The following is a 25393-nucleotide window of genomic DNA, read 5'->3' on the forward strand; positions in this document are numbered from 1 at the left end:
ATATTTTTCGATCCGGCTGTTATTTCTTCCGACGGAGTGACGCATGGCTCATCGTCTGTTCGCCGCCACGGCACTGGCATGGCTTTCCACCGCCGGGCTAGCGCAAACGCCTGCTCCCCTCAACCCTGCCGCTCCGGGCCCAGGCCCGCTGCAACGCGACGAGATCGTCGTGGTCGGCGTGAAGCTCAAGGATCTGAAGGCCGAGGTCGAACGCTGTGAAGCGGGCGGCTGCAGCGTGCGCGAGGATGTTGTCGCCACCGTCCGCTATGCCGAAGCCGAATTTCGCGCAGGCAATTATCACGATGCACGTACAGCGCTGGGCAAGGCAGTGTCCCGCACCAAGCGCCGGGCGGACAGCGATCCCTTCGCCGTCGCCGAACTGCACACCGCGCGCGCGACCGTCGCCTGGCATTTCGGCGACCAGCGCGAGGCGCTGCGCGCCACGGCCGCGACGTCGCGGCTGCTCGATCGCCATGCGCCGGATTCCGTCAACGCGCTGTTGGCGCGGATGCGGCTGATCCAGGCGCAGTTTCAGCTCGATGGCCCATCGACGAACATCGCGCAGATCAAGTGGCTGGCCGAACGGGCAAAAGCCGCCAACCAGCCTTTGGTCGCGATGCGCGCGGACATCAGCCGGGCCACCATGCTCCATCGCATCAACCGACGCGAAGAAGCCAGGGCGCTGCTCGCCAGCATCAAGGCGAACGACCATCCCAGGGGCGCGGGTTTGCGGCTGGCCGCAGAGATCACCGAAATGCGGCTTGCCCTGCGGGACGGCGACACGGGAGCTGTCGACCGGCTGATCGCAAGACTGTCCGACGAGCAGAAAAGCATCGGCCCCTTGCTGGTCTGGTCGCCCGAAATGCCGGCTCCGGACGGCGGCGATTCTGCGTCCGCCAATGGCCGGGTGATGCAAGTGCAGGGCCATTCCTCCGATCTGATGCACCTGCGCTGGGTCGATATCGGCTATCAGATCGGACCCGATGGCCGGGTGGAGGACGTGCAGATCCTGCGCGGATCGCCGCGCGCGATCTGGGCAAGGCCCCTGGTCGAGGTGATTGCGCAACGGCGCTACACGCCTGCAGCCGATACTGACGATCTCGCCGGGCGCTATCGCGTCGAGCGATACACGCTCACCGGCAATTTCATCACCCCCACAGGCTCGCTGATCCGTCGGCGCGCGGGCACGCCCCGGTTCGAACGGATCGACCTTACCGCTGCCCCGCCGCAACCGGCCTCGGCTCCGGGCGGGCCGGGCTGAGTTCCGCTTTGCCGCGTCGAGCGCGATGCCGTTGGTAGGTTAGGGAAAACAGTGTCATTTTCCCTCCATAATGAAGATTGTTGTCGATATTTTCAGTCATGCGGCTTGTGATTATTTGCCTAGGGCAGATTGCAAGTCCGTGATATTCTTCGAGTCGGGTGTTTTTCTTGCGACGGAGTATCTTATGACCAGGCGTCTGTTCGCTGCTACCGCATTGCTGCTGCTGTCCTCTGCCGGGCTAGCGCAAACCCCCGACCCCCTCAAGCCGGGCCCGCTCCAGCGCGACGAGATCGTCGTGGTCGGGGCGAAACTTGCCGATCTCAAGGCCGATGTCGAGCGCTGCATCGCGGGCGGCTGCACGGTGCGCGAGGACGTGATCGCGACCGTACGCTATGCCGAGGCCGAATTCCGCGAGGGAAATTACAACAACGCCCGCGCGGCATTGGCCAGAGCCGTGTCGCGCACCAAGGAACAGGCCGATAGCGATCCCTTTGCCGTAGCCGAATTGCACACCGCCCGCGCAACCGTCGCCTGGCATTTTGGCGACCAGCGCGAGGCTTTGCGCGCCACGGGAGCCCAGACCCGGCTGCTCGACCGACATGCTCCGCAATCGCCCAATGCGCTGATGGCGCGGATGCGGCTGATCCAGGCGCAGTACCAGTTCGACGCTCCGTCGGTGAACATCCGCGAACTGAAGAACCTATCCGGACGGGCGACCGAGGCCAACCTACCGTTGATCGCAATGCGCGCCGATCTGGGGCGCGCGGCCATGTTGTATCGGGCCAATCAGCGTGTACAGGCCATGAAACTGCTCGACGCCATCCAGGCAAGCGAGGTGCCACAGGCAGGACAGCTGAAGCTCGCTGCCGAGGTGCTGGCAATGCGTCTGGCGGCCAGCGATGGCGATATGGCCGCGGTCGAAGCTTTGATCGCGCGTCTGACCGAAGAACAGAAGCGAATGGGACCGACGCTGATCTGGTCCCCCCCCACCCCGACGCCCTATGGACCGGGCAACATGCCGCCCATAGAGAGGGGCAGCCCCTTGGCGGAGCCACAACCCGGATATTTTCCGTTCTTCTGGGTCGATGTCGGTTTTGCGATCGGGGCGGACGGCAGGGTGGAGTCTGCGGAAATCCTGCGCGGATCGGAGTTGAAAGGCTGGGCCAAGCCCTTGGTCAAGGCCATTGCCCAGCGGCGCTATTCGCCTGCCGCCGAGCCCGATGATCTCGCCGGACGCTATCGGGTGGAGCGCTACACGCTCACGGCGGATTTCGGCACGCCCAAAGGCTCGCTGATCCGACGCCGCGCGGGGATGAGACGCTTCGAACGCATCGACCTCACGGTGGCTCCGCCAAAGCCTGCCGAAGCCCCCACCGTGCCCAGCTGAATTTCCCCTTGCTGCGCCGGGGCTTGCCTCGGCGCGGGCCTTTCGACACATTGTCCCTGCCGGGGGGTCGCGCCAAAGGCAGGAGGGCAGTCCCATGTCCCGCGCTCAGCGCTTTCTGGAACGGTTCCGCGCCACGGGTGACGCGCACAATCCGCTCGACATGCTGCACGAGGATAGCGAAGGGTTTGGCGCGGTGCTCGCCGAAGCGCCCGAGGCGCTGGCCGAGGCGCTGATGCACGATGCGGACCGCGCCCCTGCGGGACCCGCCTTCGTCAATCCGCGCGCCTATGCCTCTGCCGCCTGCGATGGCGACGGCACCATCGTCATTGCCGACCCCGCCTTTGCCGCCTGGGCCGCGCCGCTGAACCGGGGCCGGGCGGAACTGGGCGCGCTTCGTGCGGGGCGCGCGAGCGTCTCGTATCTGCTCGAGGACAAGGGCAAGTTCATCGCGGTCGCTGCCGCGCCACTCGCTGCCGCCCGCCACTGGCCGCTGGCAGCCGAGGTGCGCCGGGCGCTCGAACGCGGCCAGGCGGAATACGCGCTGGTCGCGCATCTGCCGCCGACATTGCAGCCGCGCGGGCTGGCGACGGCAGCGCGGCTGTTCGGCTTTTCCGCGCGCGAGGTGAGCATGGCCGAGGCGCTGGTGCGCGGCGGCGATGTGCGCGAGGCGGCGCGGATGGAGGGCATCGGCTATGAGACCGGGCGCGACGCGATCAAGTCCGCCATGGCCAAGGCGGGCTGCCACCGCCAGGGCGAGTTCGTGGCGCTGTGCCTGCAGATCGAGAGCGGCGAGCAGCCGGGCGATCTCGCGATCGAGCCGGTGCTGCGCGATATCTTCGGGCTTTCCGAACGTCAGGCGCGCATTGCCGACACGATCGCGCGCGGGCTGACGCGCGAGGAATGCGCGCTGCGGCTGGGCCTGTCGATCAACATCGTCAAGTCGGAGCTGAAAGCGATCTTCGCGCAGTGCGAACTGCAATCCGTGGTCCAGCTGACCACGCTGGTCGGGCATATCCAGGCGGTGGCGGCACTCGCCGAGGCGACCGATATCGACCTGTCGGTGGCGACGCGCGGGGCCGAACCGCTGCGGCTGCTGCCGCGCCGCGACCGGCCGGGGCGCATCGCCTTTGCCGATCACGGGCCGCGCGAGGGCATCCCGCTGATCTGCCTGCACACCGCGACCACCGGGCGGCACCTGCCGGCAAAAGCGATTGCCGCGCTGCAGGCGGGCGGTATCCGCCCGATCACGCTCGACCGTCCAGGCTTCGGCCTTACCTCGATGATCGAAGGCGATTATCTCGACCACAACATGCGCGACATCCTCGAGATTCTCGACGCGCTGGGGATAGAGCGGACGTGCATCCTCGCACGGGGTGGCACGATGGTGCTCGCGCATTTCGCCGTGCAGCATGCCGACCGGTTCGACCGCGCGGTGGTGCTCAATCCCGAGCCGCCGCCGCGTGCCGACGGGAGGCTCACCGGGCTGCAGGGCCATGTCAAACGGCTGGTCTATTCGCGCCCCGGGCTGGTCGCGCCCCTGGCGACGCATCTGTCGCGCCGTGCCTCGGCGCACACGGTCGAGCGGCTGGTGCTGCAGGTTGTCGGCGGATCGCAAGCGGACCGCGCCACGCTGGCCGATCGCGATATCCTCGCCGCCTATGTCCGTTCGACCCAGCAAAGCGCGATGCAGGGCGGGGCGGGCTTTCTCGCCATCGCGCGCTGCGAACCGCATGACACGGTGCGCCCGCTCGCCGATGGCAGCCGCATCACGATCCTGTGCGGGGCCGAGGACACGATGTACGCGGCATCCGATTCCATGCCCTATTGGCAGTCGCTCTGGCCGGGGTCACGGGCGGAGATCGTGCCGGATACGGGGCGCATGCTGCTGTTCCAGCGGCCCGACCTGGTGGCGGCCGCGCTGCGCGGCGAGGGGCAGGGCTGAACCGCCATGCTGCGCAACATTTCGTAGCGTCAAGGCTTGCCCAACGCTTGCGGTCACGTCTATGCAAGACCCAGCGGGGCGTCATCAAACCATCGGGCCGGGCAAGCGGCAGAACACATTTCGATCAACCAGCGGGCGCACCCCATGCGTTCGCCAGACAAGGGCCTGTCGATGAGCGATAAGAGCAACGTCCAGTTCACCGAGCGCGAGGCGCTGCATTTCCATTCGGCGGGGCGTCCCGGCAAGATCGAGATTATCGCCTCGAAGCCGATGGCGACGCAGCGCGACCTCAGCCTGGCCTATTCGCCCGGCGTCGCCGTGCCGGTGCGCGCGATCGCCGAGGACCCGGCGACCGCCTATGATTATACCGCCAAGGGCAATCTGGTGGCCGTCATCTCGAACGGCACCGCGATCCTGGGTCTGGGCAATCTCGGCGCGCTCGCCTCCAAGCCGGTGATGGAAGGCAAGGCGGTGCTGTTCAAGCGCTTTGCGGACGTGGATTCGATCGATATCGAGGTGAATACCGAGGATGTCGACCGCTTCATCGAATGCGTCGAACTGCTCGAACCCAGCTTCGGCGGGATCAACCTCGAGGATATCGGCGCGCCGGCCTGTTTCATCATCGAACAGGCGCTGAAGGAGCGGATGAACATCCCGGTCATGCACGATGACCAGCATGGCACCGCGATCATCTCCGCCGCTGGCCTGCTCAACGCCTGCTATCTGACCGGGCGCGAGCTCAAGGACGTCAAGATGGTGGTCAACGGCGCAGGCGCTGCGGCGATCGCGTGCACCGAGCTGATCAAGGCGATGGGCGTGCCGCACGACAACGTGCTGATGTGCGACCGTTCAGGCGTGATCTATCAGGGCCGCGACGATCTCGACCAGTGGAAGTCGGCACATGCCGCCAAGACCGACCGCCGCACGCTCGAAGAGGCGCTCGACGGCGCGGATATCTTCCTGGGGCTTTCGGCCGCCGGTGCCTTGAAGCCAGAAATGGTGATGAAGATGGCGCCGCAGCCGATCATCTTCGCCATGGCCAATCCCGATCCCGAAATCACCCCGCCCGATGCCAAGGCGGCGCGGCCCGATGCGATCATCGCTACCGGCCGGTCGGATTATCCGAACCAGGTCAACAATGTGCTGGGCTTCCCGTTCATCTTCCGCGGCGCGCTCGACGTGCGCGCGACCGCGATCAACGAGGAGATGAAGATCGCGGCCGCCAAGGCGATTGCCGAACTCGCGCGCGAACAGGTGCCCGAAGAGGTGGCGGCGGCCTATGGCGGCGCGACGCAGAAATTCGGCGTCGACTATATCATCCCCGCCCCGTTCGATCCGCGCCTGATGGAGCGGGTTTCGGCGGCAGTGGCGCAGGCGGCGATGGACACCGGCGTCGCGCAGAAGCGCATCGAGGACATGGCGGCCTATCGCCATTCGCTCAAGTCGCGGCTCAACCCCACCACCGCGGTGCTGACCCAGGTGTACAGCGATGCGCGCGCCAATCCCAAGCGCGTCGTCTTTGCCGAGGCCGAGGAAGAGGTGGTGCTGCGCGCTGCCATCCAGTTCCGCGATGGCGGCTATGGCACGCCGGTGCTGGTCGGCCGCGAGCAGCGCGTGCGCGACAAGCTGAAGGAACTGGCGGTCGACGATCCGATGGCGTTCGAGGTGCACAACAGCACCAACTCGCCGCTGGTGCCGCACATGGTCGACGTGCTCTACGAACGGCTGCAGCGGCGCGGTTACCTGAAGCGCGACGTCAAGCGCATGGTCAACCAGGATCGCAACATCTTCGGTTCGGCGCTGCTCCATCTGGGCGAGGCCGATGCGATGCTGACCGGCATCACCCGCACCTTCGGCCAGTCGATGCGCGAGATCCGCCGCGTGCTCGATCCCAAGCCGGGCCAGACGCCGTTCGGCATCCACGTGATGGTCGGCAAGAGCCACACCGTGTTCCTCGCCGATACCACGGTCAACGAACGCCCCGATGCCGAGGAACTGGCGTGCATCGCGGAGAATACCGCGCATGTCGCCCGGCGGCTGGGGCATGAGCCGCGCGTCGCGTTTCTGTCCTATTCGAATTTCGGCAATCCCTCGGGACGCTGGCTCGACAATATCCGCGATGCGGTGAGCATTCTCGACCAGCGCGGGGTCGCGTTCGAATATGAGGGCGAAATGTCGCCCGATGTCGCGCTCAACCCCAAGCTGATGGCCAACTATCCGTTCTGCCGCCTGTCGGCACCGGCCAATGTGCTGATCATGCCCGGGCTGCAATCAGCCAATCTCTCGGCCAAGCTGCTGCGCGAACTGGGCGGTGACGCGATGATCGGTCCGATGCTGATCGGCATGGAAAAGCCCGTGCAGATCGCCTCCATGTCCTCGACTGCGGGCGACCTGCTCACGCTGGCGCTGCTCGCTTCGGCGGGCGTGGTCGGCTGACCTCTTCCGATCAGGCTACCGGTGCGGCGGCGAGCGTTCGCCGCACCAAAGCCACCAGATCATCGGGCGCGAACGGCTTGGTGATCAGCACATTGTGCGGGCAGCTGTCGATTGCGCCGCCGGCATAGCCGGTCATCAGCACGATCGGGATTTCAGGCCAGGACTGGTACACTTCTGCGGCGAGTGCCTTGCCGTCGAGCCGCGGCATGGTGATGTCGCTCAGCAGCAGATCGGGGCGCTCCTCGGCCGCGCGCATCATGTCGAGCGCGGCCTGCCCGTCTTCGGCCTCGACAACGCGGAAACCGGCTTCCTGCAGCACGTCGCTGACATGCGCGCGCAATGCCGCATTGTCTTCTGCGAGAAGGATGGTGCAGCCCGCGCGGCACATCGCCTCGCCATCGCCGGTGCCATCGCGGCCGGGCAGGTCGTCGAACGCGTCCGCGGTCACCGGCAGCCACAGGCTCAGCGTCGTGCCTTCGCCCGGCGCGGTCTTCAGCGTCACGAAGCCGCCCGATTGTGCGACAAAACCCTGCACCTGGCTGAGGCCGAGCCCGGTGCCCTTGCCGATCTCCTTGGTGGTGAAGAACGGCTCGAAGATATGCGCGGCGATGTCGGCGGGAATGCCCGATCCGGTATCGTTGACGCAGAAGCGGACATAGCGGCCCGGTGGCGCATCGTGCCCGTCGGCCATGTCCTCCTCGCCCCGCAGCGCATTGGCGGCGTGGATGGTGATCGTGCCCGGTTGGTCCATGGCGTCGCGCGCGTTGACCACGAGATTGAGCAGCGCGTTCTCGAGCTGGCTGGCATCGACGGTGATCGGCCACAGGCTGTCGGGGCAGTCGACAGCGAGCTCGTGGCGTTCGTCGAGCGCCTGGGCTGCGAGCGGTTCGAGATCGCGGATGAGTTCGGTCGGCTTGATCAGCGTCGGAGTGAGCGACTGGCGCCGGGCATAGGCGAGCAGGCGCTGGGTCAGGTTGGCGGCACGGCTCGCCCCGTCGCGGGCGTTGGCGATTGCCATTTCGGCGCGCTCGACCTGGCCCGAGGCGATCCGCTTCTGCGCGATATCGAGATTGCCCGAGATGATGGTCAGCAGATTGTTGAAATCATGCGCGATGCCGCCGGTCAGCTGGCCGATCGATTCCATCCGCTGCACCTGTGCGAGCTGCGCTTCGGCAGCGCGGGCGCGGGTGATGTCGCGCGCGATGCCGAAAATCAGCTCGCCCTCGCGCGCCAGGCTCCAGCTGGCATAGATCTGCTGGCCGTCGCGCCCGCGCATCTCTCGCTCGAGCTGGACGTCGGTCTGGCCGCTGGCAAGCTGCACCACCTCGGCCTCGTCGGGACTGGCGAAATAGTCGCGGATATGCCCCTTGCCGTCGCCGGGCACCGGGCCGAACGCCTTTTCCCAGGCCGGATTGCCCGCCACCAGCAGCCCGTCGGTGGTGGTGATGAGCATCATGTCGAGCGACGAGTCCCACAACCGGTCGCGCTGATCGGCGGCAAGGTCGGCAGCGAGCTGCTGATGGATCAGCTGCTTGCGCAGCTCGAGCAGCGCCGCGACCTGACGGGCAAGCGCGGCGAGCTGCTCGGTACGCTCGAACGCTTCACGCGGCCGGCTGTCGGACAGGCAGATCGTGCCCAGCGCAAAGCCATCACCGTTGATGATCGGGGCGCCGGCATAGAAGCGGATATGCGGATGGCCGGTGACCAGCGGGTTGTCGGCGAAGCGCGGATCGGCCCGCGCATCGAGCACCACCATCACCTCGCTCTGGCGGATGGCATGGTCGCAAAAGGCGATCGAGCGCGGCGTTTCGGTCACGTCGAGCCCCTGCGCCGCCTTGAACCATTGCCGATCCTGCTCGACGATCGAGATGAACGCGGTTTCGGTGCCGCCCAGCGCCCGGGCCAGCCCGACCAGATCGGCATAAAGGCCGTTATCGGGATCGTCGGGGGTCAATTGATAGGCGCGCAGCGCGGCCAGCCGCGCGGCATCATCGTCATTGCGGAAATTCGCCTGGCTGAGGTTGAGCAGCATCGACCCGTCCATAGACGCGCGAGCCATGCCGCGCATCAGGTTTTGCGCAATATAGGCCCGGATGCGCCAAGCGCCAGACGAAGCCGAGCATTTCTTCCAACCTGCCGTCCAGTTGCGGGGTTAACGCGGCGGCAGTCGGGTGCTAGAGGCGCTGCGACCCCATCAACAGAAAGTCTGCGACCCATGAAGACCCGTGCCGCCGTTGCCTTTGAAGCGAAGAAGCCGCTGGAAATCGTCGAGCTCGACCTGGAAGGTCCTAAGGCGGGCGAGGTTCTGGTCGAGATCATGGCGACGGGCATCTGCCATACCGACGCCTATACGCTCGACGGGTTCGACAGCGAGGGGATCTTCCCCAGCGTGCTCGGCCATGAAGGTGCCGGGATCGTGCGCGAGGTCGGCGCGGGCGTGACTTCGGTCAAGCCGGGCGACCATGTCATCCCCTTGTACACCCCCGAATGCCGCCAGTGCAAAAGCTGCCTCAGCGGCAAGACCAACCTGTGCACCGCGATCCGCGCGACCCAGGGCAAGGGCCTGATGCCCGACGGCACCACCCGGTTCAGCTACAAGGGCCAGCCGATCTATCATTACATGGGCTGCTCGACCTTCTCGAACTTCACCGTTCTGCCCGAGATTGCCGTCGCCAAGATCCGCGAGGACGCGCCCTTCCAGACCAGCTGCTATATTGGCTGCGGCGTCACCACCGGCGTCGGCGCGGTCATCAACACCGCCAAGGTCCAGGTCGGCGACAATGTCGTGGTGTTCGGCCTGGGCGGCATCGGCCTCAACGTCATCCAGGGCGCGCGGCTGGCGGGCGCAGACAAGATCATCGGCGTCGACATCAATCCCGATCGCGAGGAATGGGGCCGCAAGTTCGGCATGACCGCGTTCCTGAACAGCAAGGGCATGAGCCGCGAGGATGTCGTCGCCAAGATCGTCGAGATGACCGATGGCGGCGCGGACTATACCTTCGATGCGACGGGCAATACCGAGGTGATGCGCACCGCGCTCGAGGCCTGCCATCGCGGCTGGGGCACCTCGATCATCATCGGCGTGGCCGAGGCCGGCAAGGAGATCGCGACACGCCCCTTCCAGCTGGTGACCGGGCGCAACTGGCGCGGCACTGCGTTCGGCGGGGCCAAGGGCCGCACCGACGTGCCCAAGATCGTCGACATGTACATGGCTGGCAAGATCGAGATCGACCCGATGATCACGCATGTCATGGGGCTGGAAGAGATCAACACCGCGTTCGACCTGATGCACGCAGGTCAATCGATCCGTTCCGTGGTGGTGTTCTGATGCCGGTCGCGGTGGAAACGCTCTCGTCGGCGAAGAGCTTCGGCGGCGAGCAGGCGGTGCTGCGCCATGCCTCGGAGGTGACCGGCACCGACATGACCTTTTCGGTGTTCGTGCCCGATCATGCCGAGGGCGCGAAGCTGCCGGTGGTCTGGTATCTGTCTGGGCTCACCTGCACGCACGCCAATGTCACCGAAAAGGGCGATTTCCGCCGCGCCTGCGCGGAACTGGGCCTGATCTTCGTCGCGCCCGATACCAGCCCCAGGGGCGAGGGCGTCGCCGACGATCCCGAGGGTGCTTACGACTTTGGGCTGGGCGCGGGCTTTTATGTCGATGCGACCCAGGAGCCGTTCGCGCAGCACTACAAGATGTGGCGCTATGTCACGCAGGAGCTTCCCGAGATCATCGGCGATTGTTTCCCGGCCGATATGACGCGCCAGTCGATCATGGGGCACAGCATGGGTGGCCATGGCGCGCTGACCATCGGCCTCACGCTGGCGGATCGCTTCAAGGCGGTCTCGGCGTTCGCGCCGATCGTCGCGCCCTCGCAGGTGCCCTGGGGCATCAAGGCGCTGACCGGCTATCTGGGCGAGGACCGCGCGGCCTGGCGTGCCCATGATGCCGTCGCGCTGATCGAGGATGGCGCGCGCGTGCCCGCGCTGCTGGTTGATCAGGGCGATGCCGACAGTTTCCTCGCCGAACAGCTAAGGCCCGAGTTGCTGGAAAAGGCCTGTGCCGATGCCGGCATCGACCTGACGCTGCGCCTGCAGCCGGGCTATGACCACAGCTATTATTTCATCTCCACCTTCATGGAGGATCACCTGCGCTGGCACGCCGCGCGGCTGAAGGGCTGAGCGAGGCGCCGGTCAGGGCTGGATGGTGACGCTCGCCGTGCCGCTCGCCCAGACCGGCAAGTACAGCCCGGCCCCGGCGGCCTGAAGCTGGCCGGTCTTCGCGCGCTTGACCTTGGCGTGGATGATCAGGTCGCCGGTACGCTTGGTCTCGATCGCCGCATCGATCTTGCCGAGCAGTTCGGCATAATCGCGCTCGAAATTCTGCGCGAGCATCTCTGCCACCATCGGCGCGACGCCGGGCGCGTTGATCATGTCGAGGATCAGGTCGCCGCCGGTCATGTCGGTGGTGCCGGTAACCTCGAAATCCTCGAACCCGACGCGGCGCGAATCTTCGGCATTGACCGGCTTGCCCGTCATCCAGACGGTGCCCGTCGTTGGCGTCTTGCTGCCGCGTTCATGCGCACTGAAGGTGAGGCCCACGGCGATCTTGCCGCCCTTGGTGCCGTAGATCGTTGCCGCCTTGAAGGTCGCGTCGACCGGGTTCAGCCCCGGCACCACGAACGGCCGGCGCGAGCGCTTCTGCAACGCCTCGAGCAACACCGGCTGCAACTCGCGATAGTCACCGAACACGGGGAGGAAGAAGGCCAACTCGCCGGTGTCAGCCTCGAGCTTCTGCATCGGTGGCAGCGCGGTGGCCTTGCGCGGCCGAGGCTTCTTGCCGACATAGGTTTCGGTGAGCGCGCGCATGCCGAGCTTCAGCCTGAGCCTGCCCTGCACGATCTCGTACCCGCCATATTGCAGCTCGCGCGGGGTGATGCGCATCCACACCTCGGGGTTGCGCTCGTTGAGCACCACCGAAGTGAAGGCCGAGGCCCAGGCCTTCTCGATCTGGCGGCGCAGCTCGAGCCTGCCGAGCTCGCCGGGAAGCTCGCGTTCGAGCCGGGCGATGATCGGCGCGAGTTCGCGCTCGGCTTCCTGGGTGAAGCGGATCTTCTGGCCGAGAAATTCGATATGCGGCTCGGAGGTCCACGAATAGCTGAGGTCGAGCGTCCCGCGCGGGGTCCAGTCGCGCGCGATGTCCATCCGGATATCGGCATGCACCATCGCGCGCGCGGTCGCGGTCTCGCGCTTGAGGATGCCGGCAATATCCTCTGCGCGCACCACCGCGGTGATGGGGATCGACAGCCGGATGCGCTGGCCCGACCCTGCGATCGAAATCGCACCGCGCGTCACCTGCCCGACGATGCGGCACTTGATCTTGGGCGTCTTGACCTTGGCGATGCCCAAATCGACCTTCTCGCTGGCGATGCAGACCTGGTCCTTCTGGTCAATGCTCCACAGGCGGCGCGGCACCTGGCGCTCCATCGCGCGCGCAAGATTGCCGAGATCGGCCTCGACCGGAACCGAAACGAGCGAGGCCTGGGGCGGCACCGTGATCGCATCATCGGTGCGTGGCGGACGCCCTTCATTGCGCCATCCGCCGCAGCCGGCCAGGAGCACCAGCCCGGCAAATGCGAGCGCGCGGGCGGCGATGCGCATCAGCTGCTCGCCACGACCATGCCGTCGATGCGCAAGGTCGGCACGTTGACGCCGTAGCGGAACTCGAGATCGTCTGCGGGAATCAATGCGGCGAACATGTCCTTGAGGTTGCCCGCGATGGTGATCTCGCTGATCGGCTCTGCAAGCTGCCCGTCGCGGATGATGAAACCCGTCGCGCCGCGGCTGTAATCGCCGGTGACGCCATTGACGCCCATGCCGATCAGCTGGGTGACATAAAGGCCGAGCTTGATGTCCGCCATCAGCGCCTCGGGGCTTTGCGTCCCGGCTTCCATGTGCACGTTGCTGGAGCCCGTCGAAGGCGCGCCGCTGACCCCGCGCGCCGCATGGCCGGTAGGCGCTTCGCCCAGCTGGCGGGCCGATGCGCTGTCCATCATCCAGCCGCTCAGCACGCCCTGGTCGATGATCCGCCAGGGCGCGGTGGGCAGGCCCTCGCCATCGAAGGCGCGCGAACGCTGGCCGCGCCGCCGGTGCGGGTCGTCGATGATCGACACGCTCGAATCGAACACAGGCTGGCCGCGCCGATCGAGCAGGAAGCTGGTCTTGCGCGCGATCGCGCTGCCAGAGATCGCGCCGAGCAATGGCCCGAGCAGCGATCCGCCCGCGCGGCGATCATAGACGACCGGCATCGGTCCGCTCTCGATCTTTCCCGTGCCCAGCCGTTCCACCGCGCGTTCGCCGGCGCGGCGGCCTATATCTTCGGCCGATTCGAGATCGGCGAGGAAGCGCGTGCTGTGCGAGGCGGAGTCGCGCTCCATCTGCCCGTCGCGCGCGGCGAGCACACTCGCGGCAACGCCATAGCGGCTGCCACCATAGCTGCCGCAAAAGCCGTGGCTGGTGGCGAGTGCCATCACCGAGCGCACCGCGCTGGCCGAGCCGCCCTCGCTGTTGGTCACGCCGGGCACCGCGCGCGCGGCATCCTCGCAGGCGAGCGCGAGTTCGCGCAAGAGCGCCGGGTCGGGATCGCCGCCATCGTCGAGTTCGAGATCGGGCAAGGGCCCACGCATCAGCCGCTCTTCGGGGGCAAGGCCCGCATAGGCATCTTCGGGCGCGAGCCGCGCCATCGCCACCGCGCGCTCGGCCAGCGTCGCAAGCCCCTGGGGGCTGACGTCCGCACCCGAGACGCTTGCCGACTGTTTCCCGTGAAACACACGCAGGCCGATAGAGGCGCTTTCGGAGCGCTGAACGTCCTCGAGCGCGCCGAGCCGCATCTGCACATCAGTGGAAGCATCGCAGGCGAACACCGCATCGGCGGCTGTCGCACCAGCGGCCATGGCGCGGGAAACAAGGTCTTGCGCCAGGTCTCTGGCTTGATCGGGGGTCTGCATCAGCGCGATGTAGGGCGCGGGCAGGCCAGGGTCAATCGAGCCCGCCGCGTCAGATCAGCGACTGCAGGCCCTTGAAAAGAGCAACGAAACCGAAGGGAAAGCCGATGGCGAACAGCCAGATGCCCAGGCGATCGCCGCGATAGGCAGAAAGCAGGGCGTCCTCGGAAGCGCCGCTGCGCGCCAGCCGCTGCCAGCGCTTTTCCATGCGGCGGCACAGCGGGATGACGATCCCGACCAGCGCCACCAGGCCCATATACGGCAGGATCGACGCGCCTTCGCCCCGGATCGCCTGCATCACCACGAAAATCTGCAGGCCGGTATACATCAGCAGCGCATAGGCGACCTGGTTGCTGATCCGCTTTTCCCACACGCTTTCGGGTGCGACCGGCTTGACGATATCGGCATTGAAGCGTGCGGCCTCGAACCGCTTATCGAGTGCATTGGGCATATGCGTTCCCCTGCCTTGCCAATGCAGGCCCATCCCCCATTTGCAGGGCCCTGCATTCAAGGGGAGTGTGTCATCGATGTGACAGCTTGGCAAGGGGCGTTAACCGCATGCTTCAGGCGGTGATTCCCTCGGCCTTCCGCAGTTCCTTGCGGTCGAGCTTGCCGATCAGGGTCTTGGGCAGCGAGTCGCGGATATCGACCGCGATCACGCGTTCGTGCTTGCCCAGTTGCGGGTTGAGCCAGGCCATCAGTGCAGCGCCGTCGGCTTCGGCGTCCTCCTGCAGCGCGACGAACGCCTTGGGGCTCTCGCCGCGATAGGGATCGGGCACGCCGATCACCAAAGCCTCCTTCACCGCGGGGTGGCGATAGAGGATTTCCTCGATCTGGCTGGGGAAGACCTTGAAGCCGCCCACCGCGATCATGTCCTTGATGCGGTCGACGATGCGGATATAGCCGTCTTCGTCGATCTGGCCGACGTCGCCGGTGCGCAGGAACCCGCCGATGAACACCTCGGCATCGGCATCGGGGCGGTTCCAGTAGCCGCGCATCACCTGGGGGCCGGCAAAGATGATCTCGCCCGGCTCGCCCGGGGCCACGTCCTTGCTCGGGTCTTCCTTGTCGACCAGACGCACCAGCGTGCCGGGCAGGGGCTGGCCGATCGTGCCGGGCTTGTTCAGCCCCTCATAGGGATTGGTCGAGACGACGCCGCTGCTCTCGGTCAGGCCATAGCCTTCGACGACATTGGCTCCCGTGACCTCCTCGAACCGCGCCTTGACCTCGGCGGCGAGGGGCGCGCCGCCGGAAATGCAGGCGCGCAAGCTTGCGAACCGAGTGTTGGCGATCTCTGGGTTGTCGAGCAAAGCCTGGTACATGGTCGGCACGCCGGGGAGCGCGGTCACCTGGGTGCGCGTGATCGCCTTCAGCGCCGCCGCCGCCTCGAAGCGCGGCAGCATCACGATCTCGCCGCCATTGAGCACGGTGCGGTTGAGCACGCAGGTGTTGGCGAAGACATGGAAGAAGGGCAGCACGCCCAGAATGCGGTCGTGCTCGCTGTCGTTGCGCGGATCGATCGCGTTGACCTGGCGCGCATTGGCCGACAGGTTCTGGTGGCTCAGCATCGCGCCCTTGGGCGTGCCGGTGGTGCCGCCGGTATATTGGAACAGCGCGATGTCGCGCTCCGCATCGATCGGCACCTTGGTGTAGGCGCCGTCATTGGCGATCAGCTTCGAAAAGCGCGTGATCCGCGGATCGTTCGGGAGCGCGCTGGTTTCCTTGCCCTTGAGCAGCCGGAACAGCAGCGACTTGACCGGCGAGAGCCCTCCGGCGACCGATCCCACCACCAGTCGCTCCAGGCCCGACTTGTCGAGCACCTTGAGCGCGGTCGGCAGCAGGGCGGTGGCCGACAGCGTGAACAGGATCGTCGCGCCGCTGTCCTCGACCTGATGCGCCAGCTCGTCGACGGTGTAGAGCGGCGAGAAATTGACCACGGTCGCCCCGGCCGCCATCGCGCCATAATAGGCAGCGACATAATGCGGCACGTTGGGCAGGAACAGCCCGACCCGGTCCCCCTTGCCGATGCCCAGCGCCTGCAGGCCCTTGGCGACGCGCGCAACGCCCCGGGCGACCTCGTCATAGCCGTATTTGCGGCCCATGAAATCGAGCAGCGGCGCCGATCCCTTGCGCTCAGCCGATGCGAAGAACATCTGCGGAAGCGATAGCGGCGCAAAGGTCTGATCCCAGGCGCAGGGATGGTTGTAATGCGTCTTCCAGATCGGCTCTGCACCATCGGCAGCAGCGGAACGGGCGGGCGAAACGGGGGCAGAAGCGTCTGTCATTGACATCACTGTAAATAAGAGCTGTGCGCCAGACAAGCCGCTTGCCATTCAACCCGTCGATAGCGCCCGATAGATTGCTTCAATGGCCCAGCTACTGCTTGCATCGCGGCCCGGCTTTGCTAGGCGCGTTGGCCATGACCGCGTACAAACCCGGAGACCCCGTATCGGTGCGGCGGCTTTATGGCCGTCAGCAGAACCACAAGCTGCGCCTGGGCCAGGCCGAGCTGGTCGAGAAGCTGCTGCCGCAGATCAGCGTGCCGGAAGAGGGCGAGATCACCTCGCGCCGCCTGTTCGGCGACGATCGTCCGCTGCATTTCGAGATCGGTTTCGGCGCGGGCGAGCATATGGCCTATCGTGCCGACATGCTTCCCGATCACGGTTTCATCGGCGCCGAGCCGTTCCTCAACGGCGTGGTCGGCGCGTTGCAGCATGTGCGCGAGCAGCATCTGTTCAACGTCCGGCTGCACATGGGCAATGCCATCGACGTGCTCGAGCGCGTGCCCGACGGCGCGCTGAGCTTCGTCTATCTGCTGCACCCCGATCCCTGGCCCAAGGCGCGCCACGCCAAGCGCCGGATGATGAACAAGGGCCCGGTCGACCTGATCGCCGCCAAGCTGAAACCCGGCGGCGAGTTCCGCTTCGGCACCGATCACCCCATCTATGTCGCGCATGCGATGATGGTGATGAACGACCATCCCGCGTTTGACTGGCTATGCGAGCGGCCGAAGGATTTCCTCACCCGCCCCGGCGGATGGCCCGAGACGCGCTACGAGGCCAAGGCCCGCGCTCAGGGGCACGAGGTGTGGTACTTTAGGTATCGTCGAATTTGAGCGTAGCCTAGAGTGTGAAAAGTCCATTTTTCCAAGAGTTTAGGTCGTCTAGGGTTTGCGCGCATTGGCGGTGATTTCCGCTGCAATGGCTTGCATCTTGTAGCTTCGCATGAGTGGTCGCGTGGCAGCAGCGTGGTGCTCACCCAAACCGGACGCTTTGATCCAGCCAGCTGTGTCGGATAGCGCTTCCAACTCTCTCCTGCTGCTTGTGAAGAAGATCGCGAGGCTTTGATAATTCGGTAGATCAAGGCCAGCGCAACGCCCGTGCCAGCCACCGCGACCAAACCCAATGTGAGATTCCCGGCGTGCATGCCAAGCGATCCACCGATACGGCGTTTGTCACCTTGTAGCAGCCCGGTTTTGGATGGACGGCGGCGTTGGCTATGTTTCGCGCGATAAATTTGACATCCAGTCATGCAACGGCATCATCTTCCTGAATTCGGTAAGACACCGCTCTATCGCATCATGTCCATAGGCAATGCGGCAATCCAGATCGTCAATCCAAACGGTAAGGCCTTTGCGACAAAGAAGCTCAGCCCGGGGGTGATCCGCCGAGAAAGGCGCAGGCACACGCCGGAGCTCAGGGTCACTCATGCGCATGCCCATGCCACTCAAAGAGGCCGTAATCTTCTGCAGTTCGACACCTTTTTCGCCGTGGATCAGGTTGCGAAACCTCTCCAGATCCGTCTTTTTGTAACCGAACACGCCGGCGCCAAGCATCAAGTGATCATGCTCAAGGCTGAAGAAATAGCCGGGGGCGGTTGCACCCTGCCCGGAAGTAAAAGAAATCCGAACATGCGTGTTATACGGTCGTTTGTCCTTGGAAAACCGGATGTCACGGAATATCCGGAAGATCTTCGGGTTGTGGTAGCGACCGGTTTCAGCCTCCAGCGCGGCAGACATCGTCATGGCGAACAATTCTGCCGGTTCCTTGATGGCGCGCTCGTAATCCGCCCGGTTGGCTTCAAACCAGCCGCGATCGTTGTGGTTCGCCAACCGCTGAAGAAAGGCATTGGTGTCAGAGCTGAAATGCAACATCTCGATCCGGTTTAGCCATCAGCGCTGTGGGTGTATCTAAAGCTCGATCCTAAAGTCATCCAAAGTCGGGTCGCTGTCGATAAAGGGAGCAATCCGCGACAGCATCTGAAACTTGTTGCTGCACTGCAGCTTGGTCATGCTGTTCACCATATGGGCGATGACCGTGCGCTGGGAAATGCCCAAAATTATCGATGTCTCCCAGGCGGTCTTTCCGTTCAATCCCCAGTACAGCACATGCTTTTCCCTGAGGGTAAGGGAATGATATCCCCCTGTTTCGTGTTGGCTCGCACAGATCCGTCCCATCGCTTCGGATAATCGTGTTGAGAAAGTGCCTGCGAGATCAATGAATGCGTGGTTTTTGACACCGTTCTTATAGTTGAAATTTAGGAATCCGGACAAATACGGGGATCGAAGAGGCATGGTAATGCCGGTGCATATCCCAACATCTCTCGCATCCTCCATGAACTGCTTCTTCAGTTCCGTCTGCTCGTCTTCAGCAATCAGAAGATCAAGCGGCGCGGCCGCAACGTGATCTATCGCATGCTGTGCGGCTGGATCCACCAGCGCATATCCCGCCTCAAGATATCGTTCCAGCCAAGCCGTTGGATAGTCGGTTAATTTGAGTAGCTTTCGCTCGCCATCGCGCAAAGTCAGACTTGCTTTGAGGCAATAGTGCTCGAAGCCAAAAGCATTGCACGCGTTGTCCAGAACCTGCGCCAAATCCTCCTTCATCGAGTCGAAGGCACGATTGGTATCGACTGGTTCGAATATAGCATTCAGCCGTTCCATCTTGGTTCCTCCCAAAACCAAATGCTACGTCTGCAGGTCGAAGTGCAACGCTGAAATTAATCGAAAGCACGAAATTTCAGACATTGTAGTTTTCTACAGTAGTCCGTCCTCCCTCGATCCGTACCATCGTCGGCATACAGATCGTTTGAAGCATAATTTTCAGATTGGAAAAATAATATGTCACAATATGAAAGTGTTGTCAACGCTACCGCACAGCTTTACGCGGAGCATTTGGGTAATCACAAGATGATTCCGCATATCATGGGCGGCAACCTGACCCGCGGCGAATATGCAGCTTATCTGCGTGAAACCTATCATATGGTCCGCCACACTTCGCGGATGCTCGCGCTCGCTGCAGCGCGTTGTGAAGACGATCGTCGCGGGCTTCGCGACTGGTTCATCACACAAACCGATGAAGAGAATAATCACGACCTGTTCTGCATCAAGGATTTGCGGAACTTGGGCCATGACCCCGAAGAGGTTCTCGCCGGGCAGCCGCATCACGGGGCATGGACGCTCGTTTGCCAGAACTACTTCATGGCTACGTATGGCAATCCGGCAGGGATCCTGGGGGTTGCATCGATCACCGAGGGACTGGGCGCCTCGATCGCTGGCAGCATGGCTGATGTCCTGGTGTCCGATTACGGGTATCGGACCGAATCCCTCACCTTCATGCGCAGTCACAGCGGTTTCGATGCCAAGCATCTCGAAGAAACCAAATATGCAGTGAACGAGCTCATAAAGACTTCAGACGATCTCGAAGCGGTTATTCAGGGGCGTGCGATGACAATCATCAGCTACGCGCAAATGTTTACCGACTGCATGAACTACCCCTACGATCCGGAACAGCGAAATCCAGCCAGTGTCGGCGCAGAATGCGCCATCGCTGCCGAATAGAACAGCCTTTTTGCCCACGGGAGAACCGATATGCGCGAACAAGGATTTCGACGCCCAGACGATGTTCGTACTATCGAATCATGCGACGCTGGCAATTACCGCTTTGAAGTTGCATCGCCCTCGCAACTTGAATGTTATCTTGATCTGGTTTGCGAGACCTATGGGCCGCTTGGCTTTCTCAACGATCATTCCGGCACCTTCATGCCAAGGAATGGAACCAGGTGCTATGTCCTCACATACTGCGATGAGGTCGTCGGCTCCTGTTCACTTACACCGGTGGAAGACGATCGATCGCTGTTTCACAGCCTTGTGCCGGGCGGTGATTTGCAAAGCGGCACGCAGATGATCGAACTGAACAATATCATTCTGGCGCCGGAACTGCGCGGCGGGATCGGGCTGGCACTCATTCTGTATCACGCCGCGGTTCAGGCGCTTGAAACCGGGGGTGATCTGGTTGTCGGGATCACCCGCTATCAAACTTTGCGACATTTCGTCGAAGCGGGCGCGATCCCGGTGGACCACGAACCGCTTCATATGCTCGGTCGCGAAGACCTGCACGATTTCGTGATCTACTACGATATCCGCACGGGTGATGCGCAAACTTATCTGCGTGAACGTGCCCGTCGTCTCTTCGCGCAAGCGCGCACCCTGCACAAGATTCGAAACCGGGTCTCAGGCCGCTCTGCCACCACCACGAAACCGTCCGCTGCGTCAGAAGCTGCGTTGCAGCAAAGCGCGTGAGAACTGGCCATGCGAAGCTCAGATATCCGTTTCGGCGCCGCCCTCGTCTATATCGCAGTGGTCGCCTTTGGTGCCGCGCAAGGAGGACTGTGGGGATGGTCGAGCATCGTGCTTGGCGGCACGCTCTACCCGGTTTTCGACGCCCTGCCCTGGGGCAGGATTAGCGGTTCCTCGACAGACGAGGTGTCGGCGTCGAAGTGGAGCGCAAGCCTACTGATCGTCTATGCGGTCGCACAATCGATCGTGATCGTCTGGGTTCTGCACCTCACGACCGTCCGCGATTACGCGCTTTGGGAATGGGTGGGAATCGCGCTGTCACTCGGCACGCTCACTGGCGGGATTGGGATCCCGGCTGCGCACGAGCTGATACATCGCAAGGACAGGCTGTCGCGCACAGTGGGCCTCTATCTACTTGCCCTGGTCATCTACATGCACTTCCGCATTGAGCATATCCACGGACATCACCTGCTGGTTGCAACGCCCGATGATCCGGCTACGGCGCGCCGCGGCGAAGGGTTGTGGACATTCATTCCGCGCTCGATCGCTGGCCAGCTGCGCAGCGCATACCGCATCGAGGAAAGACTGCGCCGGTCCGCTTCGGGCCGCATCAGGCGCGCAAACCGGGTGGCCTGGTACGCCGCCGTTCAGGCAAGCTTGTTGGCCGCCGTGGCCTTCCAGTTCGGGTGGCCCGGCCTGTTGGTCATGCTGGTCCAGTCGGCGATGGCAATCGTCTTCCTGGAGTCCACCAACTATATCGAGCACTACGGCCTGACGCGCATGAAGCTGGGCAGCGGTTACGAGCCCGTGTCGCCGCAGCATTCATGGAACACGAACAGCCTGCTGTCCAATTCGCTTGCCTTCAATTTGGGACTGCATGCCGATCATCATGCAAACCCTCAGCGCGCCTTTCCGCAGCTCCGCCAGATAGACGCGGCCCCCCAATTGCCTGCTGGTTATCTGACGATGCTGTCGATCGCAGCTGTCCCGATGCTTTGGCGGGCCGTGATGGACCCCCGGCTGGACCGGCTTGCTGCTTCGGGCGCTTTGGCGAGCCGATGAAAGAGAAAAAACCAGTTTCTGAGGAGAAAGAGCATGGAATTCGTACTTGATCCCACTGCCATCGCTGACAAGGCAGTCGGTGGTGAAGATGCGTCTGTGGATGCATTGACCCCCGCACCCGAACTGCGTTCGCTCGTATCGATCGCCGAGGAGATGTCGAAAGCGTTCGCGACCAGGGCAGAGACGCTGGATGCGGAAGGCAATTTCCCGACAGAAAATGTCGAGCTGTTCAAGAACAGCGATCTGCATTCGATGGCCTTCCCCAGCCGTTTTGGCGGACGTGACGCATCGATGCTCGATGTTACGCAGGTATTGCGAATTCTCGCGTCGGGCTGCCCCTCTACCGCGTTGATCTTCAACATGCACTTCGCGCTCAGCGGGCAGCTGGCCCATATGGCTCGGCTTGAACCTGACGGCGTCTGGAAAGACTGGATCGACCGCATCGTTTCGGGACGGCTGCTGCTGGGCGGGGCGCTCTCGGAATCAGGAAGCTGGAATGCGGTAATGTTCCCCAATGCGACCGCCGAACGGGTCGATGGCGGATACCGTGTAAACGCCAACCGGAGCTTCTGCACCGGGAGCAGCGCGCTCGATCTTATCCAGGGCACCGCGTGTGAAACGCTTGCCGACGGAAGCAAGCGATCGATCTACTTCCTGTTCGAACCCGATCAGAAAGGCGTCAGCTTCAAGGGCGACTGGGACACGATGGGGATGCGCGGAAGCCATTCGCAAGGGGTGCTGCTCAACGACGCATATATTCCCGATACAAGCGTGCTCTATGTCTACGGTTACGGTGTGCTCGATCTGTCGCAGATCTGGCTCTCTTTCCTGGCGTGGAGCTTCATCGGCTTTGCGGCGGTTTACGCCGGCATCGGCACTGCTGCGCGCGATCTGGCGGTGCGGACGGTTGGCGGACGTAGCAGACTGCCCGGGACCCATCCGATGAGCCACAAGCCGACCACCCAAATCCGCGTTGCGCAGGCCGACATACTGAACGCGACGATGACCGCTATTCGGGAAGATGTGGCCAAACGCTATCCGATCGAAGCCCTCATCACCCCGCTGACGATCACGGATACCGCGATTGCCAAGCATGTTTGCGTTACCGGCGCACCTCAGGTCGTCGATCACGCGATGGGCATCGTCGGCGGGCAGTCATATTTCAAGAAGTTTCCGCTCGAGCGCATGCAGCGTGACGTTCGTGCCGGTCCCTTCCACCCGTTCAGCGCCGACGACACGCTTGAAATGCTCGGCAAATTTGCCTTCGCCCTGCCGTTCCTTGAACCGGGCGGTTGGGCACTGTGACGTGAGGAGGGTTATAGTCCAATGGCAACCTCGTCCGGCCCTCACTGTAACAGCCCGCCGATTTGGCTCAATCCTCAAGTGATGGAGGTGACGGAGGACCCGGTCGGCCTGAGCATATATTTCGGCGTGCCGGATGGTTTCTTCGATCACGATCAGACCGCCAAGGACCGCGCCTTGGCAGCGGCAGGCGCGGATCTTTCGACCGCCACAATCCAGACGGCGGCGGGCTGGGGCACCTCGGCAAGTCTGCTTTCGATCACGCTCGAGTTCCTTGCCGAGGCTCGCGAAAGTCCCGTGATCGGGACCGGGACCATTACCCGGATGGGAACCAACGTCGCCTTCATCCACGGGCAGATCATGGCCGGGGGGCAAATCTGCCTTCGTGCCACCGGCAGCGGTCGTATCGAGAACAAGGGCAACAAAGAGCACCACCCCATCGAGCCACGAAGAGGATTCTGAAATGACCGCATTCATTCCCCGCATGCACTTGTTCGAATTCGAGGACTTTCCGTGGTTTCCATCGCGAATTCGTGACTACATGACAGATTTTCTGCGACATTCGACCATCCGGATGAAGCTGCACCGTCCCATGATCGACGTGCTTACGGCTGCGGTCGAGAAAGCTGGCACTCCGCAAATCGTCGACCTTTGTTCGGGAGGTGGCGGGCTGCTGGCGGCGATGCAACGCGACATTTGCCAGTCAGGTCCGCCCAACATGGCGATCATCTATACGGACAAGTACCCGAATGTAGCGGCCTTGTCGGAGATTTGCCGCGAAAGACCGGGATCGATCAGCTTCGAGCGCGCAAGCGTGGATGCGACCGCTGTTCCCGCCAGACTGAAGGGTATCCGAACGATGTTCTCCGCGTTCCACCATTTCCGGCCGGATGTTGCACAGCAGATCCTGGCAGATGCGGCTGAAAGTCGGCAGGGGATCGCGATATTCGAAATCTCGCGGCGTTCTTTGCTTGGCTTCGTCCCGATGCTGCTGTCGCCGATCGGCACCTGGCTGATGACGCCCTTCATCCGGCCGTTCGATCTCAGGCGTCTGTTCTTCACCTACGTGATCCCAGCCGTTCCCTTCTTCGTGCTGTGGGACGGGGTCGTTTCGGCGTTTCGGACCTACACTGTTGAAGAGCTGAAAGACATGGCCGCGAAACTGGGTTCCGAGGACTTCGAATGGACCGCTGGGGTCACCGATGCGCCGTATGGCTACAAAATAACCTATCTCACGGGAGTTCCGAAATGAACCAGATGGCTCCAGATGCGGTTATCGACGATCCGGTCGAGCGGTCCCAGATGGCCGATGCCAAAGCCTGTGTCTTCGACGTCTCCGAGGCCGAACTGGACGCGCATCCTCACGAATACATCGCCGAGATGCGCCGCCATACCGAAGTCTGGCGCCGTTCGGTGAAGGCCGCGGATCGGGAGATTGGCGTCTACACGGTTTTTTCGCATGACCTGTGCTCGAAGCTTCTCACCCATGCGAGCACGCGCCAGTTCTACACCCAGCTGCTGATGTGGCGCGGGGTGCCGGTCGGCCCGCTCCAGAATCTCTTTCTCAACGGCATGCCGACAGTCGACGGGCCGCCGCATCGGCGGCGACGCAAACCGCTGGCCGGATCACTCACGATGCCTGTTATCAAGAGCATGCAGCCGCAGATCAGGGTGTTCGTCCGCAATTATCTGAAGCCCTATCTTGCACAGGGCGGAATGAACGTCGCTACGGATTTCGCCAAGACATTCCCGCCGCGTCTTCTGTGCAGCATTATCGGCATACCGAAGGACGAGGTCGATTATTTCGTCGGACTGGCGAGACAGGCAGCTGTCGGGCTCACCCTCTTTCCGCTGGAGCAGTTGCCCGATATCGATGGAGCGGCGCAGACATTACTCGAATATGTCGAGCGACTGCTCGAGAAACAGCGCACCGTCGGGCAGAGCGAGTTTCTAGGGCGATATCTGGAATCCGTGGAAAAAATTGACCCCGAGCTCACCCCGGCTGAAGTTTATGTGCAGCTGATCGATCTGATGCTTGCGTCGGCTGAAACTACCCGGATGACCATCACGAACGCGGTGTCGCTGTTGTTGTCTCACCCCAGCCAATGGCAAGCCTTGCTAGCGGACCGTTCGCTCGTCGGGGGGGCCGTGAATGAGGTGCTGCGCTACGAGCCGTCCGTTGGCACCTGCCCACGCTTTCTGGTGGAGGATGTCGAACTGGGCGATATGGTCATCCCTGCCAACTCGATCATCTCCGCCAGCCTGCTCGGCGCGTTGCGCGATCCGACGCTGTTCAGCGATCCGCAGCGGTTCAACATCATGCGCACCGATTTTCAGCGCAAGCACATGGTCTTTGGCGGGGGCGTGCATTGTCAATCGGCGTTCAATCGGGACCCCCTATCGGCGCGCAAAAGGGACCCCCTTG

21 protein-coding genes are annotated in these 25393 nt (G+C 63.4%); 14 read left to right on the top strand and 7 right to left on the bottom strand.

The window, feature by feature from the left end:
- Nucleotides 1–43 precede the first annotated feature (43 nt).
- The 4 genes from AX725_RS18990 (at nucleotide 44) to AX725_RS19005 (ending at nucleotide 7026) form a co-directional block, all read left to right on the top strand.
- Entirely contained in the window at nucleotides 44–1261 is a 1218-nt protein-coding gene (locus AX725_RS18990; protein WP_060978985.1) for a hypothetical protein, read from the top strand.
- Between the two features lie 184 nt (nucleotides 1262–1445).
- Nucleotides 1446–2648: an energy transducer TonB gene (locus tag AX725_RS18995; protein WP_060978984.1), complete on the top strand. Its 1203-nt coding sequence runs from the start codon at nucleotides 1446–1448 to the stop codon at nucleotides 2646–2648.
- Nucleotides 2649–2742: 94 nt separating this feature from the next.
- Complete coding sequence (locus AX725_RS19000) at nucleotides 2743–4590, top strand: alpha/beta fold hydrolase (protein ID WP_060978983.1); 1848 nt, start codon at nucleotides 2743–2745, stop codon at nucleotides 4588–4590.
- Nucleotides 4591–4761: 171 nt separating this feature from the next.
- Nucleotides 4762–7026, top strand: a complete 2265-nt coding sequence (locus AX725_RS19005; protein ID WP_060979011.1) for an NADP-dependent malic enzyme — start codon at nucleotides 4762–4764, stop codon at nucleotides 7024–7026.
- A gap of 10 nt (nucleotides 7027–7036) precedes the next feature.
- On the opposite strand, the gene AX725_RS19010 is transcribed toward AX725_RS19005, so the two are convergent.
- On the bottom strand, nucleotides 7037–9085 hold the full coding sequence (locus tag AX725_RS19010; RefSeq protein WP_167348221.1) for a GAF domain-containing hybrid sensor histidine kinase/response regulator: 2049 nt from the start codon (nucleotides 9083–9085) through the stop codon (nucleotides 7037–7039).
- Between the two features lie 156 nt (nucleotides 9086–9241).
- Between AX725_RS19010 and AX725_RS19015 the strand changes: the two genes are divergently transcribed.
- Together AX725_RS19015 and fghA are read left to right on the top strand one after the other, a co-directional pair.
- Entirely contained in the window at nucleotides 9242–10354 is a 1113-nt protein-coding gene (locus AX725_RS19015) for an S-(hydroxymethyl)glutathione dehydrogenase/class III alcohol dehydrogenase (RefSeq protein WP_066114603.1), read from the top strand.
- On the top strand, nucleotides 10354–11205 hold the full coding sequence (fghA, locus tag AX725_RS19020; RefSeq protein WP_208597983.1) for an S-formylglutathione hydrolase: 852 nt from the start codon (nucleotides 10354–10356) through the stop codon (nucleotides 11203–11205). Before AX725_RS19015 ends, fghA begins: the two co-directional genes overlap by 1 nt.
- A 12-nt stretch (nucleotides 11206–11217) precedes the next feature.
- Here the strand turns inward: fghA and AX725_RS19025 are convergent, their stop codons facing one another.
- The 4 genes from AX725_RS19025 to AX725_RS19040 form a co-directional block, all read right to left on the bottom strand.
- Nucleotides 11218–12684 carry a DUF4403 family protein gene (locus AX725_RS19025; RefSeq protein ID WP_060978980.1) on the bottom strand — a complete coding sequence of 489 codons (1467 nt, stop codon included), beginning with the start codon at nucleotides 12682–12684 and terminating at the stop codon, nucleotides 11218–11220.
- Entirely contained in the window at nucleotides 12684–14030 is a 1347-nt protein-coding gene (locus AX725_RS19030; RefSeq protein ID WP_060978979.1) for a TldD/PmbA family protein, read from the bottom strand. Before AX725_RS19030 ends, AX725_RS19025 begins: the two co-directional genes overlap by 1 nt.
- 49 nt (nucleotides 14031–14079) lie before the next feature.
- Nucleotides 14080–14478 carry a hypothetical protein gene (locus tag AX725_RS19035; RefSeq protein WP_060978978.1) on the bottom strand — a complete coding sequence of 133 codons (399 nt, stop codon included), beginning with the start codon at nucleotides 14476–14478 and terminating at the stop codon, nucleotides 14080–14082.
- 112 nt (nucleotides 14479–14590) lie between these two features.
- On the bottom strand, nucleotides 14591–16312 hold the full coding sequence (locus AX725_RS19040) for a long-chain-fatty-acid--CoA ligase (protein ID WP_066114601.1): 1722 nt from the start codon (nucleotides 16310–16312) through the stop codon (nucleotides 14591–14593).
- 134 nt (nucleotides 16313–16446) lie between these two features.
- Here AX725_RS19040 and trmB point away from each other — a divergent pair, with 134 nt between their 5' ends.
- Nucleotides 16447–17142 carry a tRNA (guanine(46)-N(7))-methyltransferase TrmB gene (trmB, locus tag AX725_RS19045; RefSeq protein WP_060978976.1) on the top strand — a complete coding sequence of 232 codons (696 nt, stop codon included), beginning with the start codon at nucleotides 16447–16449 and terminating at the stop codon, nucleotides 17140–17142.
- Between the two features lie 381 nt (nucleotides 17143–17523).
- Here trmB and AX725_RS19050 read toward each other — a convergent pair whose 3' ends face one another.
- Nucleotides 17524–18180 carry a DUF2461 domain-containing protein gene (locus AX725_RS19050; protein ID WP_060978975.1) on the bottom strand — a complete coding sequence of 219 codons (657 nt, stop codon included), beginning with the start codon at nucleotides 18178–18180 and terminating at the stop codon, nucleotides 17524–17526.
- A 36-nt stretch (nucleotides 18181–18216) separates the two neighbouring features.
- Nucleotides 18217–18969 (bottom strand): LuxR family transcriptional regulator, encoded by a 753-nt coding sequence (locus AX725_RS19055; protein WP_060978974.1) that lies wholly within the window; start codon nucleotides 18967–18969, stop codon nucleotides 18217–18219.
- Nucleotides 18970–19146: 177 nt separating this feature from the next.
- On the opposite strand from AX725_RS19055, the gene AX725_RS19060 reads away from it, so the two are divergent.
- The 7 genes from AX725_RS19060 to AX725_RS19090 form a co-directional block, all read left to right on the top strand.
- Nucleotides 19147–19866: an iron-containing redox enzyme family protein gene (locus AX725_RS19060; RefSeq protein ID WP_081096910.1), complete on the top strand. Its 720-nt coding sequence runs from the start codon at nucleotides 19147–19149 to the stop codon at nucleotides 19864–19866.
- 30 nt (nucleotides 19867–19896) lie between these two features.
- Nucleotides 19897–20607, top strand: a complete 711-nt coding sequence (locus tag AX725_RS19065; protein WP_155645719.1) for a hypothetical protein — start codon at nucleotides 19897–19899, stop codon at nucleotides 20605–20607.
- A gap of 9 nt (nucleotides 20608–20616) precedes the next feature.
- The gene (locus AX725_RS19070) at nucleotides 20617–21666 is read left to right on the top strand and encodes an alkane 1-monooxygenase (protein WP_066114599.1); all 1050 of its coding nucleotides are present in this window, start codon (nucleotides 20617–20619) and stop codon (nucleotides 21664–21666) included.
- A gap of 33 nt (nucleotides 21667–21699) precedes the next feature.
- A complete protein-coding gene (locus AX725_RS19075) occupies nucleotides 21700–22971 on the top strand; it encodes an acyl-CoA dehydrogenase family protein (protein WP_060978816.1) in 1272 nt (423 codons plus the stop codon).
- Nucleotides 22972–22992: 21 nt separating this feature from the next.
- Complete coding sequence (locus AX725_RS19080; RefSeq protein WP_155645718.1) at nucleotides 22993–23430, top strand: hotdog family protein; 438 nt, start codon at nucleotides 22993–22995, stop codon at nucleotides 23428–23430.
- A 1-nt stretch (nucleotide 23431) separates the two neighbouring features.
- Nucleotides 23432–24220 carry a hypothetical protein gene (locus AX725_RS19085; protein ID WP_081096909.1) on the top strand — a complete coding sequence of 263 codons (789 nt, stop codon included), beginning with the start codon at nucleotides 23432–23434 and terminating at the stop codon, nucleotides 24218–24220.
- The coding region (locus AX725_RS19090) for a cytochrome P450 (RefSeq protein ID WP_066114597.1) at nucleotides 24217–25393 on the top strand (1177 nt) is incomplete at its 3' end. The genes AX725_RS19085 and AX725_RS19090, both read left to right, overlap by 4 nt.

Source organism: Blastomonas sp. CCH9-A1, from assembly GCF_001557175.1.
Taxonomy (GTDB): domain Bacteria; phylum Pseudomonadota; class Alphaproteobacteria; order Sphingomonadales; family Sphingomonadaceae; genus Blastomonas; species Blastomonas delafieldii_A.

Bases quoted from the DNA above. Each gene is read 5' to 3' on its own strand.
- AX725_RS18990 (WP_060978985.1), top strand. From the start codon at position 44: ATGGCTCATCGTCTGTTCGCCGCCACGGCACTGGCATGGCTTTCCACC.
- AX725_RS18995 (WP_060978984.1), top strand. From the start codon at position 1,446: ATGACCAGGCGTCTGTTCGCTGCTACCGCATTGCTGCTGCTGTCCTCT.
- AX725_RS19000 (WP_060978983.1), top strand. From the start codon at position 2,743: ATGTCCCGCGCTCAGCGCTTTCTGGAACGGTTCCGCGCCACGGGTGAC.
- AX725_RS19005 (WP_060979011.1), top strand. From the start codon at position 4,762: ATGAGCGATAAGAGCAACGTCCAGTTCACCGAGCGCGAGGCGCTGCAT.
- AX725_RS19010 (WP_167348221.1), bottom strand. From the start codon at position 9,085: ATGGCTCGCGCGTCTATGGACGGGTCGATGCTGCTCAACCTCAGCCAG.
- AX725_RS19015 (WP_066114603.1), top strand. From the start codon at position 9,242: ATGAAGACCCGTGCCGCCGTTGCCTTTGAAGCGAAGAAGCCGCTGGAA.
- fghA (WP_208597983.1), top strand. From the start codon at position 10,354: ATGCCGGTCGCGGTGGAAACGCTCTCGTCGGCGAAGAGCTTCGGCGGC.
- AX725_RS19025 (WP_060978980.1), bottom strand. From the start codon at position 12,684: ATGCGCATCGCCGCCCGCGCGCTCGCATTTGCCGGGCTGGTGCTCCTG.
- AX725_RS19030 (WP_060978979.1), bottom strand. From the start codon at position 14,030: ATGCAGACCCCCGATCAAGCCAGAGACCTGGCGCAAGACCTTGTTTCC.
- AX725_RS19035 (WP_060978978.1), bottom strand. From the start codon at position 14,478: ATGCCCAATGCACTCGATAAGCGGTTCGAGGCCGCACGCTTCAATGCC.
- AX725_RS19040 (WP_066114601.1), bottom strand. From the start codon at position 16,312: ATGACAGACGCTTCTGCCCCCGTTTCGCCCGCCCGTTCCGCTGCTGCC.
- trmB (WP_060978976.1), top strand. From the start codon at position 16,447: ATGACCGCGTACAAACCCGGAGACCCCGTATCGGTGCGGCGGCTTTAT.
- AX725_RS19050 (WP_060978975.1), bottom strand. From the start codon at position 18,180: ATGTTGCATTTCAGCTCTGACACCAATGCCTTTCTTCAGCGGTTGGCG.
- AX725_RS19055 (WP_060978974.1), bottom strand. From the start codon at position 18,969: ATGGAACGGCTGAATGCTATATTCGAACCAGTCGATACCAATCGTGCC.
- AX725_RS19060 (WP_081096910.1), top strand. From the start codon at position 19,147: ATGTCACAATATGAAAGTGTTGTCAACGCTACCGCACAGCTTTACGCG.
- AX725_RS19065 (WP_155645719.1), top strand. From the start codon at position 19,897: ATGCGCGAACAAGGATTTCGACGCCCAGACGATGTTCGTACTATCGAA.
- AX725_RS19070 (WP_066114599.1), top strand. From the start codon at position 20,617: ATGCGAAGCTCAGATATCCGTTTCGGCGCCGCCCTCGTCTATATCGCA.
- AX725_RS19075 (WP_060978816.1), top strand. From the start codon at position 21,700: ATGGAATTCGTACTTGATCCCACTGCCATCGCTGACAAGGCAGTCGGT.
- AX725_RS19080 (WP_155645718.1), top strand. From the start codon at position 22,993: ATGGCAACCTCGTCCGGCCCTCACTGTAACAGCCCGCCGATTTGGCTC.
- AX725_RS19085 (WP_081096909.1), top strand. From the start codon at position 23,432: ATGACCGCATTCATTCCCCGCATGCACTTGTTCGAATTCGAGGACTTT.